At 62.3% G+C, this 15,492-nt stretch carries 16 protein-coding genes; all 16 read left to right on the top strand.

All coding sequences use genetic code 11. The annotated features are described in order from the left end of the window. The first annotated feature begins 43 nt into the window (after window positions 1-43). A complete protein-coding gene (fliN, locus tag DXK50_RS05655; protein WP_161865583.1) occupies window positions 44-511 on the top strand; it encodes a flagellar motor switch protein FliN in 468 nt (155 codons plus the stop codon). 2 nt (window positions 512-513) lie between these two features. Next, on the top strand, window positions 514-945 hold the full coding sequence (gene fliO, locus DXK50_RS05650; RefSeq protein WP_161865584.1) for a flagellar biosynthetic protein FliO: 432 nt from the start codon (window positions 514-516) through the stop codon (window positions 943-945). Further along, the gene (fliP, locus tag DXK50_RS05645) at window positions 945-1,730 is read left to right on the top strand and encodes a flagellar type III secretion system pore protein FliP (protein ID WP_212629644.1); all 786 of its coding nucleotides are present in this window, start codon (window positions 945-947) and stop codon (window positions 1,728-1,730) included. Before fliO ends, fliP begins: the two co-directional genes overlap by 1 nt. An 11-nt stretch (window positions 1,731-1,741) precedes the next feature. Then, the gene (gene fliQ, locus DXK50_RS05640) at window positions 1,742-2,011 is read left to right on the top strand and encodes a flagellar biosynthesis protein FliQ (protein ID WP_013714993.1); all 270 of its coding nucleotides are present in this window, start codon (window positions 1,742-1,744) and stop codon (window positions 2,009-2,011) included. Between the two features lie 11 nt (window positions 2,012-2,022). Continuing rightward, window positions 2,023-2,799, top strand: coding sequence for a flagellar biosynthetic protein FliR (gene fliR / locus DXK50_RS05635; RefSeq protein ID WP_161865586.1), 777 nt, complete (start codon window positions 2,023-2,025; stop codon window positions 2,797-2,799). A 9-nt stretch (window positions 2,800-2,808) separates the two neighbouring features. Continuing rightward, the gene (gene flhB, locus DXK50_RS05630) at window positions 2,809-3,945 is read left to right on the top strand and encodes a flagellar biosynthesis protein FlhB (RefSeq protein ID WP_161865587.1); all 1,137 of its coding nucleotides are present in this window, start codon (window positions 2,809-2,811) and stop codon (window positions 3,943-3,945) included. A 99-nt stretch (window positions 3,946-4,044) separates the two neighbouring features. Continuing rightward, entirely contained in the window at window positions 4,045-6,174 is a 2,130-nt protein-coding gene (flhA, locus tag DXK50_RS05625; RefSeq protein WP_161865588.1) for a flagellar biosynthesis protein FlhA, read from the top strand. A gap of 11 nt (window positions 6,175-6,185) precedes the next feature. Beyond that, window positions 6,186-7,496, top strand: coding sequence for a flagellar biosynthesis protein FlhF (gene flhF, locus DXK50_RS05620; protein WP_161865589.1), 1,311 nt, complete (start codon window positions 6,186-6,188; stop codon window positions 7,494-7,496). An 87-nt stretch (window positions 7,497-7,583) separates the two neighbouring features. Continuing rightward, window positions 7,584-8,414 (top strand): flagellar synthesis regulator FleN, encoded by an 831-nt coding sequence (fleN, locus tag DXK50_RS05615; protein WP_161865590.1) that lies wholly within the window; start codon window positions 7,584-7,586, stop codon window positions 8,412-8,414. Further along, the gene (gene fliA / locus DXK50_RS05610) at window positions 8,411-9,157 is read left to right on the top strand and encodes an RNA polymerase sigma factor FliA (RefSeq protein ID WP_161865591.1); all 747 of its coding nucleotides are present in this window, start codon (window positions 8,411-8,413) and stop codon (window positions 9,155-9,157) included. The genes fleN and fliA overlap by 4 nt, the downstream gene beginning before the upstream one ends. Before the next feature lie 99 nt (window positions 9,158-9,256). After that, entirely contained in the window at window positions 9,257-9,631 is a 375-nt protein-coding gene (locus DXK50_RS05605; RefSeq protein ID WP_169968482.1) for a chemotaxis response regulator CheY, read from the top strand. A 19-nt stretch (window positions 9,632-9,650) separates the two neighbouring features. Then, window positions 9,651-10,439, top strand: coding sequence for a protein phosphatase CheZ (locus DXK50_RS05600; protein ID WP_161865592.1), 789 nt, complete (start codon window positions 9,651-9,653; stop codon window positions 10,437-10,439). Between the two features lie 12 nt (window positions 10,440-10,451). Beyond that, window positions 10,452-12,680: a chemotaxis protein CheA gene (locus DXK50_RS05595; RefSeq protein ID WP_161865593.1), complete on the top strand. Its 2,229-nt coding sequence runs from the start codon at window positions 10,452-10,454 to the stop codon at window positions 12,678-12,680. Window positions 12,681-12,725: 45 nt separating this feature from the next. Next, window positions 12,726-13,859, top strand: a complete 1,134-nt coding sequence (locus tag DXK50_RS05590; protein ID WP_212629643.1) for a protein-glutamate methylesterase/protein-glutamine glutaminase — start codon at window positions 12,726-12,728, stop codon at window positions 13,857-13,859. Between the two features lie 25 nt (window positions 13,860-13,884). After that, window positions 13,885-14,625, top strand: coding sequence for a flagellar motor protein (locus tag DXK50_RS05585; RefSeq protein WP_161928836.1), 741 nt, complete (start codon window positions 13,885-13,887; stop codon window positions 14,623-14,625). A gap of 12 nt (window positions 14,626-14,637) precedes the next feature. Then, window positions 14,638-15,447 carry a flagellar motor protein MotD gene (gene motD, locus DXK50_RS05580; protein WP_212629642.1) on the top strand — a complete coding sequence of 270 codons (810 nt, stop codon included), beginning with the start codon at window positions 14,638-14,640 and terminating at the stop codon, window positions 15,445-15,447. Window positions 15,448-15,492: the final 45 nt, after the last annotated feature.

The following is a 15,492-nucleotide window of genomic DNA, read 5'->3' as shown; positions in this document are numbered from 1 at the left end:
GACTCAATGCAAACGAATAGCTGAAGCCAGGCGAGGAAAGACGATGGCAGACGAAGAAAACACCTCCCCAGAGGAACAGGCGCTGGCCGATGAGTGGGCCGCAGCACTGGCCGAGGCGGGCGATGCCGGACAGGACGACATCGATGCAATGCTGGCCGGGCAGGCTACTGCGCAGCCGGCTACGCCGCGTGCGCCAATGGAAGAGTTCGGCAGCGCGCCACCGCCCGCTAATCTGCCCGCCAACCTGGATGGGCCGAATCTGGACGTGATTCTGGACATTCCGGTATCCATTTCCATGGAGGTGGGCAACACCGATATCACCATCCGTAACCTGCTGCAGCTCAACCAGGGCTCGGTGATCGAGCTGGATCGCCTGGCCGGTGAGCCGCTCGACGTGCTGGTCAACGGCACGCTGATCGCCCACGGTGAAGTGGTGGTGGTCAACGAGAAGTTCGGCATCCGTCTGACGGACGTCATCAGCCCCAGCGAACGCATCAAGAAGCTTCGCTGATCATGGCTCGATTATTCGCATTGTTGCTTGCGCTGCCGGGGCTCGCGCTGGCTGCAGAGCCTGCTGGCAAAGCCGCCACGCCCATGGCCGGTAGCGATGTGGCCGGTCAGCTGGGCCAGTTGTTGCTGGGGTTGCTGCTGGTCATCGGTCTGATCTTCGTCCTGGCCTGGCTGCTGCGCCGCGTGCAGCAACTGGCACCGCGCGGCGGGCAGGTGATCAAGCTGCTGGCCACGCAACCGCTGGGGCCGCGTGATCGCCTGGTGTTGGTGCAGGTGGGCAGCGAGCAGATTCTGCTGGGCCTGTCCGCCGGACGTATCACGCCCCTGCATGTGCTCAAGGAGCCCGTGCATCTGGCCGATGCCGAGCCGGCCACGCCGGAATTCGCCCAGCGCCTGATGGAGCTGCTGGGCAAGGATCAGAAGGACAAATCCTGATGCTGCGTTTGTTGCTGGTGCTGGTGCTGAGTCTGGCCGCTTCGCTGGCGTTTGCCGAAGACCCGCCTGGCGCCAGCTCGCTGATTCAGCAGGGCAACAGCCCGCTGTCTATCCCGGCCATTACCCTATCGACGGACGCAGAGGGTCAGCAGGAATACTCGGTCAGCCTGCAGATCCTGCTGATCATGACGGCGCTGAGTTTCATCCCGGCGTTCGTCATGCTGATGACCAGCTTCACCCGGATCATCATCGTCTTTTCCATTTTGCGCCAGGCCCTGGGCCTGCAAAGTACGCCCTCCAACCAGATTCTGGTCGGCCTGGCGCTGTTTCTGACCCTGTTCATCATGGCGCCGGTGTTCGACCGGATTAATACCGATGCACTGCAGCCTTATCTCAACGAAGAAATCGTCGCTCAGGAGGCATTGAGCCGTGCAGAAGGGCCGATCCGCGACTTCATGCTGGCGCAGACCCGTGAAAGCGACCTAGCCCTGTTCGTACGCTTGTCCAAGCGTACCGACCTGGCGGGCGTCGAAGATGTGCCGCTGACCATCCTGGTGCCGGCATTCGTCACTTCCGAGCTGAAGACCGCGTTCCAGATCGGTTTCATGATCTTCATTCCGTTTTTGATCATCGACATGGTGGTCGCCAGTATCCTCATGGCGATGGGTATGATGATGCTGTCGCCGCTGATCATTTCCCTGCCGTTCAAGATCATGCTGTTCGTCCTGGTCGATGGCTGGGCGCTGATCATGGGCACTCTGGCCGCCAGTTTCGGCACGTTATAGCGAGGCCTTTGATGACTCCCGAGGTAGCGGTTGACCTGTTTCGCGAAGCGCTTTGGCTGATCGTGTTGATCGTCGGCCTGGCGGTGGTGCCGAGCCTGGTGGTCGGTCTGATCGTGGCGATGTTCCAGGCCGCCACGCAGATCAACGAACAGACCCTGAGTTTTCTGCCGCGTCTGATGGTGATGCTGATCACCCTGATCTGGGCCGGCCCCTGGCTGGTGAGCCAGCTGATGGAGTACACCCAGACGCTGATCCAGAACATTCCGTACCTCATAGGCTGAGGCGAGGCAGGATGCTGGAGTTGAGCAGCGAGCAGATCAGTGGCTGGGTTGGCCAGTTCCTGCTGCCGTTGTTTCGCATCGCCGCGATGCTGATGGTGATGCCGATCATCGGTACCCAGCTGGTGCCGACCCGTGTGCGGCTCTACCTGGCCCTGGCCATCAGCGTGGTGCTGGTGCCGACGCTGCCGCCTATGCCGCAGGTCGATGCGTTGAGCTTGCGCAGCCTGCTGTTGATTCTCGAGCAGATACTGATCGGCGCCATGTTCGGCTTCATTCTGCAGTTGTTCTTCCACCTGTTCACTGTGGCTGGGCAGATCATCGCCATGCAGATGGGCCTGGGGTTCGCCTCCATGGTCGACCCGACCAACGGCGTGTCGGTGCCGGTGCTCGGCCAGTTCATGCTGATGCTGGTGACGTTGCTGTTCCTGGCGATCAATGGCCATCTGGTGGTGCTGGAGATTCTCGCCGAAAGCTTCATCAGCCTGCCTCCGGGGCAGGGGATGATGGTCAATCACTACTGGATATTGGCCGGCAAGCTGGGCTGGGTCATAGGCGCCGGGCTGCTGCTGACGCTGCCCATGGTCACGGCGCTACTGGTGATCAACCTGGCGTTCGGTGTAATGACCCGGGCTGCGCCGCAGCTCAACATCTTCTCCATCGGCTTCCCGCTGACCCTGGCCCTGGGCCTGGTGATCTTCTGGGTGGGCCTCTCCGATTTCGGCAGCCTGTTTCAGGCACTGGCCAGCGAAGCCCTGCAGCAGTTGGGCGAATTCGCGCTGACGCGATGAGGAGCGAGCATGGCTGAAAGCGAGAGCGGCGCCGACAAGAGCGAGGAACCCACAGGCAAGCGACTTGAAGAGTCGCGAAAGAAAGGCCAGATCGCTCGATCCAAGGAACTCAATACCCTGGCGGTAACCCTCACCGGCACCGTGGCCCTGATCATCTTCGGCGCCTACATGGGCAATGTGCTGATGGACATCATGCGCGGCAATTTCAGCCTGCCGCGTGAGGTGTTGATGAGCGAGCGCAGCATGGCGTTATACCTGCTTGCCTCCGGCAAGGAGGCGCTGCTGGCGGTTCAGCCATTCTTGATCGCCTTGCTGATCGCTTCCATCGCCGGCCCGATTGCCCTGGGCGGCTGGCTGTTTTCCGCCGAAGCGCTGCAGCCCAAGGCCAGTCGGATGAACCCCTTGGCGGGGCTGAAACGCATGTTTTCGGTTCAGGCCCTGGTCGAGCTGGTCAAGGCGCTGGCCAAGTTCCTGGTGATCCTCGCGGTGGCGCTGGTGGTGCTTGCGGTGGATCAGGACGATTTGCTGGCGATCGCCAACGAACCTGTGGAGCCGGCAATCCTGCATAGCCTCAGAGTGGTTGGCTGGAGCGCGTTCTGGTTGTCCTGCGGCCTGATCCTGATCGCCGCCGTGGATGTCCCGTTCCAGCTGTGGAGTCACAAGCAGAAGCTGATGATGACCAAGCAGGAGGTGCGTGACGAGTACAAGGACACCGAGGGCAAGCCCGAGGTCAAGGGGCGCATCCGTCAGCTGCAGCGCGAAATGGCCGAGCGACGGATGATGCAGGCCGTGCCGCAGGCCGATGTGGTAATCACCAACCCGACACACTTCGCCGTAGCGCTCAAGTACGACCCGGAGAAAGGTGGCGCGCCGATGCTGCTGGCCAAGGGGGGCGACTTCCTGGCACTGAAGATCCGCGAGATCGCCCAGGAGCATCAGGTGATGGTGCTGGAATCGCCGGCACTGGCGCGGGCCGTTTACTACTCCACCGAGCTGGACCAGGAAATTCCGGCCGGCCTGTACCTGGCGGTGGCCCAGGTTCTGGCCTACGTCTATCAGCTGCGCCAGTACCGCGCCGGCAAGGGCAAGCGCCCGGGCCCGCTGCCGGATCTGCCGATTCCTGCGGACCTGCGTCGCGACTCTTAAACACTTCTGCTGGCCCCTCCGTCATTTCTGGAACGCTTCTTGCCATTACCCCTTCAGGACGCACTTTCGCGTCAAAAGATTGAATGGCTGAGGTAGGACGTGGCAGTAGATCGCGCACAGTTAATCGGTGATGTCCGCAGCAATCTGGCGGGGCTGCGTCACGGCAACCTGGGCATTCCCCTGTTGCTGCTGGTCATGCTCGGCATGGTCATGCTGCCGATCCCGCCGTTTCTGCTCGACGTGCTGTTCACCTTCAGCATTGCGCTGTCGATTGTCGTGCTCTTGGTCAGTATCTACGCGTTGCGCCCGCTGGATTTCGCGGTATTCCCGACCATCCTGCTGGCTGCGACGCTGCTGCGTCTGGCGCTGAACGTGGCCTCGACCCGCGTCGTGCTGCTCAACGGTCATGACGGGCACGGTGCGGCGGGGCAGGTGATTCAGGCCTTCGGTGAGGTGGTGATCGGCGGCAACTACGTGGTCGGTATCGTGGTGTTCGCCATCTTGATGATCATCAACTTCGTGGTGGTCACCAAGGGCGCCGGGCGTATTTCCGAGGTCAGCGCACGCTTTACCCTCGATGCCATGCCCGGCAAACAGATGGCCATTGACGCCGACCTCAACGCCGGTCTGATCGATCAGACCGAGGCCAAGAAGCGCCGCTCGGAGGTGGCGCAGGAAGCGGACTTCTACGGCTCGATGGACGGTGCCAGCAAGTTCGTCCGTGGCGACGCCATCGCCGGCCTGCTGATCCTGTTCATCAACCTGATCGGCGGTATCGCCATCGGCGTGCTGCAGCACAGCCTGGCCTTTGCTGATGCGGGCAAGGTCTACACCCTGCTGACCATCGGTGATGGCCTTGTAGCACAGATTCCTTCCCTGTTGCTGTCTACCGCTGCTGCGGTGATGGTGACCCGCGTTTCCACTTCCGAGGACATGGGCGCCCAGGTCAATCGGCAGATGTTCGCCTCGCCGCGTGCGCTGGCAGTGGCCGCTGCCATTCTCATCGCCATGGGCCTGGTGCCGGGCATGCCGCACTTTTCCTTCATCAGCCTGGGCCTGCTCGCCGCTGGCGGCGCCTACTGGATCGCGCACAAGAACCGCAAGGCCAAGGAAGCCGAGGTCAAGGAGGTCCAGCGCCAGCAGGAGCTGCTTCCGGCGCAGAAGGCGCAGGAGGTCAAGGAGTTGGGGTGGGACGACGTCACTCCGGTGGACATGGTTGGCCTGGAAGTGGGCTACCGTCTGATCCCGTTGGTCGACCGCAATCAGGGTGGCCAACTGCTGGCGCGGATCAAGGGCGTACGCAAGAAGCTCTCGCAGGAGATGGGCTTTCTCATGCCCTCGGTGCATATCCGCGACAACCTCGATCTGGCGCCCAATGCCTATCGTCTGACGCTGATGGGCGTTAGTGTCGCCGAAGCGGAGGTCTATCCAGACCGCGAATTGGCGATCAACCCCGGTCAGGTATTCGGCCCGCTCAATGGCATCGCCGCCAAGGATCCGGCGTTCGGCCTGGAAGCGGTGTGGATAGATCCGAGTCAGCGGGATCAGGCGCAATCGCTGGGTTACACCGTGGTCGATGCCAGCACCGTGGTTGCCACCCATCTCAACCAGATCCTGCACAAGCACGCCCATGAGCTGCTCGGGCACGAGGAAGTGCAGCAGCTCATGCAGCTGCTGGCCAAGAGCTCGCCGAAGCTGGCCGAGGAGCTGGTGCCGGGGCTGGTGTCGCTGTCGACCCTGCTCAAGGTGCTGCAGGCGCTGTTGCAGGAGCAGGTGCCGGTGCGCGATATCCGCACCATTGCCGAGGCCATCGCCAACGTCGCGCCAAAGAGTCAAGATCCCGCCGCTATGGTCGCTGCTGTTCGCGTGTCACTGGCCCGCGCCATCGTGCAAAGCATTGTGGGACTAGAGCCGGAGCTGCCTGTGATCACCCTTGAGCCAAGGTTGGAACAGATATTGCTCAATAGTCTGCAGAAGGCCGGTCAGGGCAGCGAGGATGGCATCCTCCTCGAACCTGGCATGGCCGAGAAGCTGCAGCGTTCCCTGGTGGAAGCGGCGCAGCGCCAGGAAATGCTCGGCAAACCGGTGATTCTGCTGGTGGCCGGACCGGTCCGGGCGATGCTGTCGCGCTTCGCGCGGCTGGCGGTTCCCAGCATGCATGTGCTGGCGTACCAGGAAATTCCGGACAACAAGCAGGTCACCATAGTCGCTACGGTTGGCCAGAACTGAGGTAAAGGGTCATGCAGGTCAAACGCTTCTTCGCCGCCGATATGCGGACCGCCATGAAACTGGTGCGTGACGAACTGGGCGCTGATGCCTCGATCATCGGCAATCGTCGCGTCGCCGGTGGCGTCGAGCTGACTGCCGCGCTGGATTACCAGGCGCCGGCGCCGGTACGTCCGAACCCGGCGCTGGAAGCCGAGCTGCGCAAGACCCAGGCGCGCATCGCCAGTGCCCAGGCCGAGCTGACCACCCGTGCCGAGCAGGATGCCGGCAAGGACCGCCAACTGTTTGCCAACGAATCCCTGCTGGCGCCCGAGTTGCCAGCGACGCCGGTCAAGCCGCAGCGCCCGGTCGAGGCCGTTGCACCTGCCGCACCGTCGGTCGATCCGCGTGCGCTGGATGCCATGCGCTTCGAGCTCAACGGCTTGCGTGAGCTGATCGAAGTGCAGCTGGGCTCCATCGCCTGGGGGCAATTGCAGAGTCGCCGTCCGCAGCAGGCCAACCTGTGGCGTCGCCTGCAACGCATGGGACTGTCTGCCGAACTGTCGCAGGCCTTGCTGGGCAAGGTCGCTGGGGTCGCTGAGCCGCGCCAGGCCTGGCGTATGTTGCTGGCGCATCTGGCGCATGCAATCAAGACGCCCAAGGTCGAGCCGCTGGAAGAGGGCGGGGTGATCGCGCTGGTCGGTCCGGCCGGCATGGGCAAGACCACTACGCTGGCCAAGCTGGCCGCACGCTATGTGCTTAAGTATGGCGCGCAGCAGGTCGCTCTGGTGAGCATGGACAGCTTCCGTATCGGCGCGCAGGAGCAGCTCAAGACCTTGGGGCGTATCCTCGGCGTGTCGGTGACCCAGATCGACCCCGGTCAGTCTTTGTTGCAGGCTTTGGCGCCGCTGGCCAAGAAGCGCGTGGTGCTGGTCGACACCGCCGGCCTGCCGGGTAACGATCCGGCGCTGCGTCTGCAGCTGGAAAGCCTGGCCTCGGCACGCATCAACGCGAAAAATTATCTGGTTCTGGCGGCAACAAGTCAGAGCCAGGTGCTCAAGGCCGCCTACCATAGTTATAAGCGTTGTGGCCTCGCAGGCTGCATACTGACGAAACTGGACGAGGCTGCGAGTCTGGGAGAGGTTTTGGGTCTGGCTATAGGCCAGCAACTGCCGGTAGCCTATGTGACAGACGGGCCGCGAATTCCGGATGACCTGCAAGTGCCGCGCAGCCATCAGCTGGTCAGTCGTGCGGTAGGGCTGCAGGCTGCCGAGGAGCCGAGTGAAGATGCCATGGCGCAGATGTTCGCCGGCCTCTACCACAACCCGGCGCAGCGAGCCGGCTGAAGCGGCGAGAGTGTTGCACCCTTTCGCGTTACGCGAGAGTGAACGGCCTTCTGGTCAAGTCGAAGTTAGACAAGGTGTAGAGAGAACATGGGTATGCATCCCGTACAGGTGATCGCGGTGACCGGCGGCAAAGGTGGCGTCGGCAAGACCAATGTGTCGGTGAATCTGTCCATGGCCCTGGCCGATCTCGGCCGTCGGGTGATGCTGCTGGACGCCGACCTGGGGCTGGCCAACGTTGACGTGCTGCTGGGGTTGGCGCCCAAGCGCACGCTGGCCGATGTCATCGCGGGTGAGTGCGACCTGCGTGATGTTCTGCTGCAGGGGCCGGGCGGCATCCGTATCGTGCCGGCCGCATCCGGCACGCAGAGCATGGTCAGCCTTACGCCGATGCAGCACGCCGGCTTGATCCAGGCGTTCAGCGATATCAGCGAAAATCTTGACGTGCTAGTGATCGATACCGCTGCCGGGATCGGCGATGCGGTGGTCAGCTTCGTTCGTGCCGCTCAGGAAATCCTCGTGGTGGTATGCGACGAACCCACTTCGATCACCGACGCGTACGCCCTGATCAAGCTGCTCAACCGTGATCACGGCATCAGTCGCTTCCGTGTTCTGGCCAATATGGCCCACAGCCCGCAGGAAGGGCGCAATCTCTTTGCTAAGCTGACCAAGGTGACGGATCGCTTCCTTGATGTCGCCCTGCAGTACGTCGGTGCCGTGCCCTACGATGAATGTGTGCGTAAAGCCGTGCAGAAACAGCGCGCAGTCTATGAAGCCTTCCCTCGTTCCAAGTGCGCTCTGGCGTTCAAGGCGATTGCCCAGAAGGTTGACACCTGGCCGCTGCCGGCCAATCCCCGTGGCCATCTGGAGTTTTTCGTCGAGCGTCTGGTGCAGCAACCGACCGCAGACTCGGCCGTATGACAGCAGCCTCTGGACTTCGTATGTACAACAAGGCGCAGGCGCAGGACTCCCAGCATCAGCTGATCGAACGCTATGCCCCTCTGGTCAAGCGCATTGCTTATCACCTGCTGGCCCGTTTACCGGCCAGCGTGCAAGTCGACGATCTCATTCAGGCGGGCATGATCGGCCTGCTCGAAGCCTCACGCAAATACGACTCCGGCAAAGGTGCCAGTTTCGAAACCTTCGCCGGTATTCGTATTCGTGGCTCGATGCTCGATGAGGTGCGCAAGGGCGATTGGGCGCCGCGTTCGGTGCACCGCAACAGCCGTATGGTCAGCGATGCCATTCGCGCCGTTGAAGCGAGAACCGGGCGTGACGCTAAAGATCAGGAAGTTGCGGCCGAACTCCAATTGAGTCTGGAGGATTACTACGGCATTCTTGGCGACACTTTGGGCAGCCGCCTGTTCAGCTTCGACGACCTGTTACAGGACGGCGAGCATGGCGGGCTGCACGAAGACGCCGGGCACACCCACCTCGAACCTTCGCGGGACCTCGAAGACGAACGCTTCCAGGCGGCCTTGGCCAACGCCATCGCCGGCTTGCCGGAGCGTGAACGTCTGGTGCTAGCGCTGTATTACGATGAAGAATTGAACTTGAAGGAAATCGGTGAAGTGCTGGGGGTTAGCGAGTCGCGCGTGAGCCAGTTGCACAGTCAGTGCGCGGCGCGTTTGCGCTCGCGGCTGAGTGAATGGCGCGCTGGCTGAAGGCGGCGTACTCGCAGGCAGAAACGGTTTCATGATTAAAGGACGTAGTTGCGAGCGCAATACGTTTGGGACTGTACGGAGGTCGACTTGGACAAGAACATGAAAATCCTCATCGTTGACGATTTCTCGACGATGCGACGGATCATCAAGAACCTCTTGCGGGACTTGGGTTTCACCAACACCGCGGAAGCCGATGACGGGACTTCGGCGCTGCCGATGCTGCAAAGCGGCAGCTTCGACTTTCTGGTGACCGACTGGAACATGCCCGGCATGACCGGCATCGACCTGCTGCGTGCCGTGCGTGCCGATGAGCGTCTCAAGCACTTGCCGGTGCTGATGGTGACCGCTGAAGCCAAGCGTGATCAGATCATCGAGGCGGCCCAGGCCGGCGTGAATGGCTATGTGGTCAAACCCTTCACCGCCCAGGTGCTGAAGGAAAAGATCGAGAAGATCTTCGAGCGGGTCAACGGCTGATGCCAGCCGCGAGGGTGCTATGGAACACGATGACTCCACGCTGGGTGACCTTGAGTCGACCCTGAAAAACAACGCCCGCGATCTGGTCGACAGCCTCGAACAAGGCAATTTCGGCGCCGCGGTGCAACTGATCAACGAGCTCAACAAGGTCCGCGACCGCGGGCTTTATCACGAAGTCGGCAAACTGACCCGTGAGCTGCACAACGCTATCGTCAACTTTCAGCTCGACCCGCGTATGCCGCATGCTCAGGAGCTGTCGCAGATCGCCGACGCTACCGAACGCCTGAACTACGTCGTGACCATGACCGAGAAGGCCGCCAACCGGACCATGGATCTGGTCGAGCAGAGCGCGCCGCTGGTCAATGACCTGAGCGACGAGGCACACAGCCTGAGCGTCGAATGGGGCCGCTTCATGCGCCGCGAAATCGGTGCCGATGGCTTTCGCGAGCTGGCCAAGCGTGTCGAGCTATTCCTCGCCCGTAGCGAGCGAGACGGCGCCAAGCTTTCCGGCCACCTCAACGACATTTTGCTGGCGCAGGACTATCAGGACCTTACCGGTCAGGTGATCAAGCGTGTCACCCAGCTGGTGACCGAAGTGGAAAGCAACCTGCTCAAGCTGGTGCTTATGGCCAGCCAGGTCGACCGTTTTGCCGGCATTCAGCACGACCACGAAGTGCTGCGCGCCGAACAGGAAAAATTAAAAGAACCATCGCGGGGTGAAGGTCCGCAGATTCATGCCGATAAGCGTGATGACGTTGCCTCCAGCCAGGACGATGTCGACGACCTGCTGTCCAGTCTAGGGTTCTAAGGAGCACACAATATGAGCTTCGGCGCCGATGAAGAGATCCTCCAGGATTTCCTGGTAGAGGCCGGCGAGATTCTCGAACAGTTATCCGAACAGTTAGTCGAGCTGGAAAGCCGACCGGATGACATGAACCTGCTCAACGCCATCTTTCGCGGTTTCCATACCGTAAAGGGCGGAGCAGGCTTCCTCCAGCTCAATGAGCTGGTGGAGTGCTGCCATATCGCCGAAAACGTCTTCGACATCCTGCGCAAGGGTGAGCGTCGCGTCGATTCGGAGCTGATGGATGTGGTGCTCGAGGCTCTTGATGCAGTCAATGGCATGTTCGGCGAGGTACGTGAGCGGCGTGAGCCGACGCCCGCGTCGCCGGAACTGCTGGCGGCCTTGTCACGTCTGGCCGAGCCGGGTGGCGGCGAAGCGGCCCCTGCGCCGGTGCAGCAAGCAGAACCGGAGCCGGAGCCAGAGCCAGAGCCGGCATTCCAAGCCGCGCCCTCTGCTGCTTCGGGAGACATCACCGACAGCGAGTTCGAGCAACTGCTCGATGCGCTGGGTGACGCGCCGGCGGCCGCTCCGAGTGCGGAGAGCGCAGCCAGCGACGAGATCACTGATGACGAGTTCGAGTCGCTGCTCGACCAGCTGCACGGCAAGGGTCAGTTCTCTGGCACCGTCGAGACGCCTGCTGCTACCGTCGCTTCGGTAGCGGCTGACGCGCCGGCGGGTGACGACATCACCGACGACGAATTCGAAGCGCTGCTCGATCAGTTGCATGGCAAGGGCCAGTTCTCCGGTGCGGCAGCCGAAGTTACGGCGCCGGTGGCCGCTGCCGCAGCGCCCGCTCCGGCCAGTGACGAAATCACCGACGACGAGTTCGAGTCGCTGCTCGACCAGTTGCACGGCAAGGGCAAGTTCGTGCCGCCCAGCGAGCCCGCGCCAGCTCCTGCTGCGGTAGCCAAGCCTGCTGCTGCTCCCAAGGCACCTGCGCCTGCTGCCAAACCGGCGCCGGCCAAGGCCGAGCCTGCTGCCGCTCGTGCGCCCGCCGCTCCCGCGGCAGGTGCCGACAAGGCACCGGCAGCGAGCGAAGCGGAGACCACCGTACGGGTCGATACCGCGCGCCTCGACGAGATCATGAACATGGTCGGCGAGCTGGTGTTGGTACGTAACCGCTTGGTACGTCTGGGGCTCAACAGCGGCGACGAGGCCATGTCCAAGGCCGTGTCGAACCTCGATGTTGTGACCGCTGATCTGCAGACCTCGGTGATGAAAACCCGCATGCAGCCGATCAAGAAGGTCTTCGGCCGCTTCCCGCGTCTGGTACGTGACCTGGCGCGTAACCTGAAGAAGGAAATCAACCTCGAGCTGGTGGGCGAGGAAACCGACCTCGACAAGAACCTGGTCGAGGCCCTGGCCGACCCGCTGGTGCACCTGGTGCGCAACGCCGTCGACCATGGCGTGGAAACCCCCGAAGAGCGCGAGAAGGCTGGCAAGGCCCGCGCTGGTCGTGTAGTGCTGTCAGCCGAGCAGGAAGGCGACCACATCCTCTTGTCGATCACCGATGACGGCAAGGGCATGGACGCCGACGTGCTGCGGGCCAAGGCCGTGGAGAAGGGCCTGCTGGACAAGGACGCGGCCGATCGTCTCAACGAGTTCGAGTGTTACAACCTGATCTTCGCGCCGGGCTTCTCGACCAAGACCGAGATTTCCGACGTGTCCGGCCGCGGCGTCGGCATGGACGTGGTGAAGACCAAGATTTCCCAGCTCAACGGCACGGTCAACGTGTTCTCGCAGAAAGGCCAGGGCTCGAAGATCGTCATCAAGGTGCCGCTGACCCTGGCGATCATGCCGACCCTGATGGTGATGCTGGAGAACCAGGCCTTCGCCTTCCCGCTGGTCAACGTCAACGAGATCTTCCACCTCGATCTGTCGCGCACCAACGTGGTCGATGGCCAGGAAGTGGTGATCGTGCGTGACAAGGCTTTGCCGCTGTTCTATCTCAAGCGCTGGCTGGTGCCGCAGGCCTTCCACGAAGGTCAGCGCGAAGGTCACGTGGTGATCCTCACGGTTGGCAGCCAACGCATCGGCTTTGTCGTCGATCAATTGGTCGGGCAGGAAGAAGTGGTAATCAAGCCACTGGGCAAGATGCTGCAAGGCACGCCCGGGATGTCCGGTGCCACGATCACTGGCGACGGACGCATCGCATTGATTCTCGACGTACCGAGCATGCTCAAGCGCTACGCTCGACGTTTCTGATGTTTCGCGGCGCGGGCCATGGCTTCGCGCCGTCTAGGAGTGTGTATGGCTGTTAAGGTTCTGGTGGTGGACGACTCCGGTTTCTTCCGCCGGCGCGTCTCGGAAATCCTGTCCGCTGACCCCAGCATTCAGGTCGTGGGCACGGCCACCAACGGGCGGGAAGCCATCGATCAGGCGTTGGCGCTCAAGCCCGACGTGATCACCATGGATTACGAGATGCCGATGATGGACGGCATCACCGCGGTTCGAAACATCATGCAGCGCTGCCCGACGCCGGTACTGATGTTCTCCTCGCTGACTCACGAAGGCGCGCGGGTGACCCTCGATGCGCTGGACGCCGGCGCGGTGGATTTTCTGCCGAAGAATTTCGAAGACATCTCGCGCAACCCCGAGAAGGTCAAGCAGATGCTCTGCGAAAAGGTGCACAGCATCGCGCGCAGCAACCGTCGTTTCAGCTCGGCTGCAGTGGCTCCGGCGCCGACTGCGGCCAGTCCGAGCGCAGCGCCGATTAGCCGTCCGGCCGTTTCGACACGGCCCGCTGCGCCGGCCCCCGTTGCGCCTGCGCCTGCGCCTGCGCGTCCCGCACCGGCAGCCGCATCGGCCGCACCCAAGCGTAAGGCGTACAAGCTCGTAGCCATCGGTACCTCGACCGGCGGGCCGGTGGCGCTGCAGCGTGTGCTGACCCAGCTGCCAGCCAATTTCCCGGCACCGCTTGTGCTGATCCAGCACATGCCGGCCGCCTTCACCAAGGCCTTCGCCGAGCGCCTGGACAAGCTGTGCCGCATTCAGGTCAAGGAAGCCGAGGATGGCGATATTTTGCGCCCCGGCCTGGCGCTGCTGGCGCCTGGCGGCAAGCAGATGATGGTCGATGCCCGCGGCACGGTAAAAATCCTGCCGGGCGACGAGCGCCTCAATTACAAGCCTTGTGTCGACATCACCTTCGGTTCGGCGGCCAAGTCCTATGGCGACAAGGTACTGGCCGTGGTTCTGACCGGAATGGGCGCCGATGGCCGCGAAGGCGCGCGCCTGCTCAAGCAGGGTGGCAGCCAGGTGTGGGCGCAGGACGAGGCCAGTTGCGTGATCTATGGCATGCCCATGGCGGTGGTCAAAGCCAACCTGGCCGATGCGGTCTACGGCCTGGACGATATCGGTCGACACTTGACCGAGGCCTGCCAGTGACCAGGGTTAAGCCGGGAACAAGCGTATGGATGTACTGAGCCTGATCGGCGTCATCCTGGCGTTCGTTGCCATTCTGGGCGGCAATTATCTGGAAGGCGGTCATGCCGGGGCCTTGCTCAACGGCCCGGCAGCGCTGATCGTCATTGGCGGTACGCTGGGAGCTGCTTTCCTGCAGGCGCCTGTGCAGGTGTTCAAGCGTGCCATGGGCATCCTGCGCTGGATCTTCTTTCCGCCGCGCATCGATCTGATCGGTGGCATCAACCGCGTGGTTGGCTGGAGCATGGTGGCGCGCAAGGAGGGCCTGCTGGGCCTGGAGTCGGTCGCCGATGCCGAGCCGGATCCGTATGCGCGCAAAGGCTTGCAGTTGCTCGTCGATGGTGCCGAGCCCGAGTCCATTCGCAGCATTCTGGAGGTCGATCTCTACACCCAGGAGGCCCGCGATATACAGGCCGCCAAGGTATTCGAGAGCATGGGCGGCTATGCGCCGACTATCGGCATCATCGGTGCCGTGATGGGGCTGATCCACGTGATGGGCAACCTGGCCGATCCGAGCATGCTCGGCAGCGGTATCGCCGTGGCTTTTGTTGCCACCATCTATGGCGTCGGCTTTGCCAACCTGTTGCTGTTGCCGGCTGGCAACAAGCTCAAGTCCATCGCGCTGCGCCAGTCGCGTTACCGCGAGATGCTGCTGGAGGGCATTCTCTCCATCGCCGAGGGTGAGAATCCGCGTTCCATCGAACTGAAGCTGCAAGGCTTCATGGACTGATGGAGGCATGGCATGGCACGCAGGCGGCAACATGAAGAGCACGAGAACCATGAGCGTTGGCTGGTTTCCTACGCCGACTTCATCACCTTGCTCTTCGCCTTCTTCGTGGTGATGTACTCGATCTCTTCGATCAACGAAGGCAAATACAAGATTCTTTCGGAGTCGCTGACCGGCGTGTTCAATCAGCCGGATCGCTCGATCAAGCCGATTCCTGTCGGCGAGGAACGGCCGCGTACCAGCGAGCCGGACGACACCTCGATGGACGACCCGAGCTCGGACTCGACCCTGCAGAGTATCGCCTCCAGCGTGCGCGAGGCTTTTGGCGATCTGATCCAGAGCGATCAGCTGACGGTGCGCGGCAACGAGATGTGGATCGAGATCGAGCTCAGCTCCAGTCTGCTTTTTCCCAGCGGCGATGCGATTCCGAACAACCAGGCGTTCGATATCATCGAGAAGGTCGCCAAAATCCTGGCGCCGTACCAGAATCCGGTCAAGGTCGAAGGTTTCACAGACAATCTGCCGATCCAAACCGCCCAGTATCCGACCAACTGGGAGCTGTCTTCGGCGCGCGCGTCGAGCATCGTGCGTATGCTGGCCATGGATGGTGTCGACCCTTCACGTCTGGCCGCAGTGGGTTATGGCGAATTTCAGCCGGTGGCCGACAATGCCACTGCGGAGGGCAGGGGGCGAAACCGTCGGGTTGTGCTGGTGATTTCGCGCAACCTTGATACCCGACGTGGCGCTGGCAGTGCCGTGACCCAGCAGTCCGAGGCTGGCACGCAAACTGCACCGGCGTCAGCATCGGGGGTTCCACAGTCGTGAGCCGTCAAATCCAAGTCGCCTGCCGTGTGCGTGCGACAGCCATTC

The organism is Pseudomonas sp. KB-10, from assembly GCF_018221585.1.
Lineage (GTDB): Bacteria > Pseudomonadota > Gammaproteobacteria > Pseudomonadales > Pseudomonadaceae > Aquipseudomonas > Aquipseudomonas yangonensis.
Note: the sequence above shows the minus strand (reverse complement) of the source record. Positions and strands in the feature narration are given on the sequence as shown.

Bases quoted from the DNA above. Each gene is read 5' to 3' on its own strand.
- fliP (WP_212629644.1), top strand. From the start codon at position 945: ATGCTGCGTTTGTTGCTGGTGCTGGTGCTGAGTCTGGCCGCTTCGCTG.
- DXK50_RS05600 (WP_161865592.1), top strand. From the start codon at position 9,651: ATGGAACACGATGACTCCACGCTGGGTGACCTTGAGTCGACCCTGAAA.
- flhB (WP_161865587.1), top strand. From the start codon at position 2,809: ATGGCTGAAAGCGAGAGCGGCGCCGACAAGAGCGAGGAACCCACAGGC.
- fliA (WP_161865591.1), top strand. From the start codon at position 8,411: ATGACAGCAGCCTCTGGACTTCGTATGTACAACAAGGCGCAGGCGCAG.
- fliO (WP_161865584.1), top strand. From the start codon at position 514: ATGGCTCGATTATTCGCATTGTTGCTTGCGCTGCCGGGGCTCGCGCTG.
- fliQ (WP_013714993.1), top strand. From the start codon at position 1,742: ATGACTCCCGAGGTAGCGGTTGACCTGTTTCGCGAAGCGCTTTGGCTG.
- DXK50_RS05605 (WP_169968482.1), top strand. From the start codon at position 9,257: ATGAAAATCCTCATCGTTGACGATTTCTCGACGATGCGACGGATCATC.
- DXK50_RS05590 (WP_212629643.1), top strand. From the start codon at position 12,726: ATGGCTGTTAAGGTTCTGGTGGTGGACGACTCCGGTTTCTTCCGCCGG.
- fleN (WP_161865590.1), top strand. From the start codon at position 7,584: ATGGGTATGCATCCCGTACAGGTGATCGCGGTGACCGGCGGCAAAGGT.
- motD (WP_212629642.1), top strand. From the start codon at position 14,638: ATGGCACGCAGGCGGCAACATGAAGAGCACGAGAACCATGAGCGTTGG.
- DXK50_RS05585 (WP_161928836.1), top strand. From the start codon at position 13,885: ATGGATGTACTGAGCCTGATCGGCGTCATCCTGGCGTTCGTTGCCATT.
- flhF (WP_161865589.1), top strand. From the start codon at position 6,186: ATGCAGGTCAAACGCTTCTTCGCCGCCGATATGCGGACCGCCATGAAA.
- DXK50_RS05595 (WP_161865593.1), top strand. From the start codon at position 10,452: ATGAGCTTCGGCGCCGATGAAGAGATCCTCCAGGATTTCCTGGTAGAG.
- fliN (WP_161865583.1), top strand. From the start codon at position 44: ATGGCAGACGAAGAAAACACCTCCCCAGAGGAACAGGCGCTGGCCGAT.
- fliR (WP_161865586.1), top strand. From the start codon at position 2,023: ATGCTGGAGTTGAGCAGCGAGCAGATCAGTGGCTGGGTTGGCCAGTTC.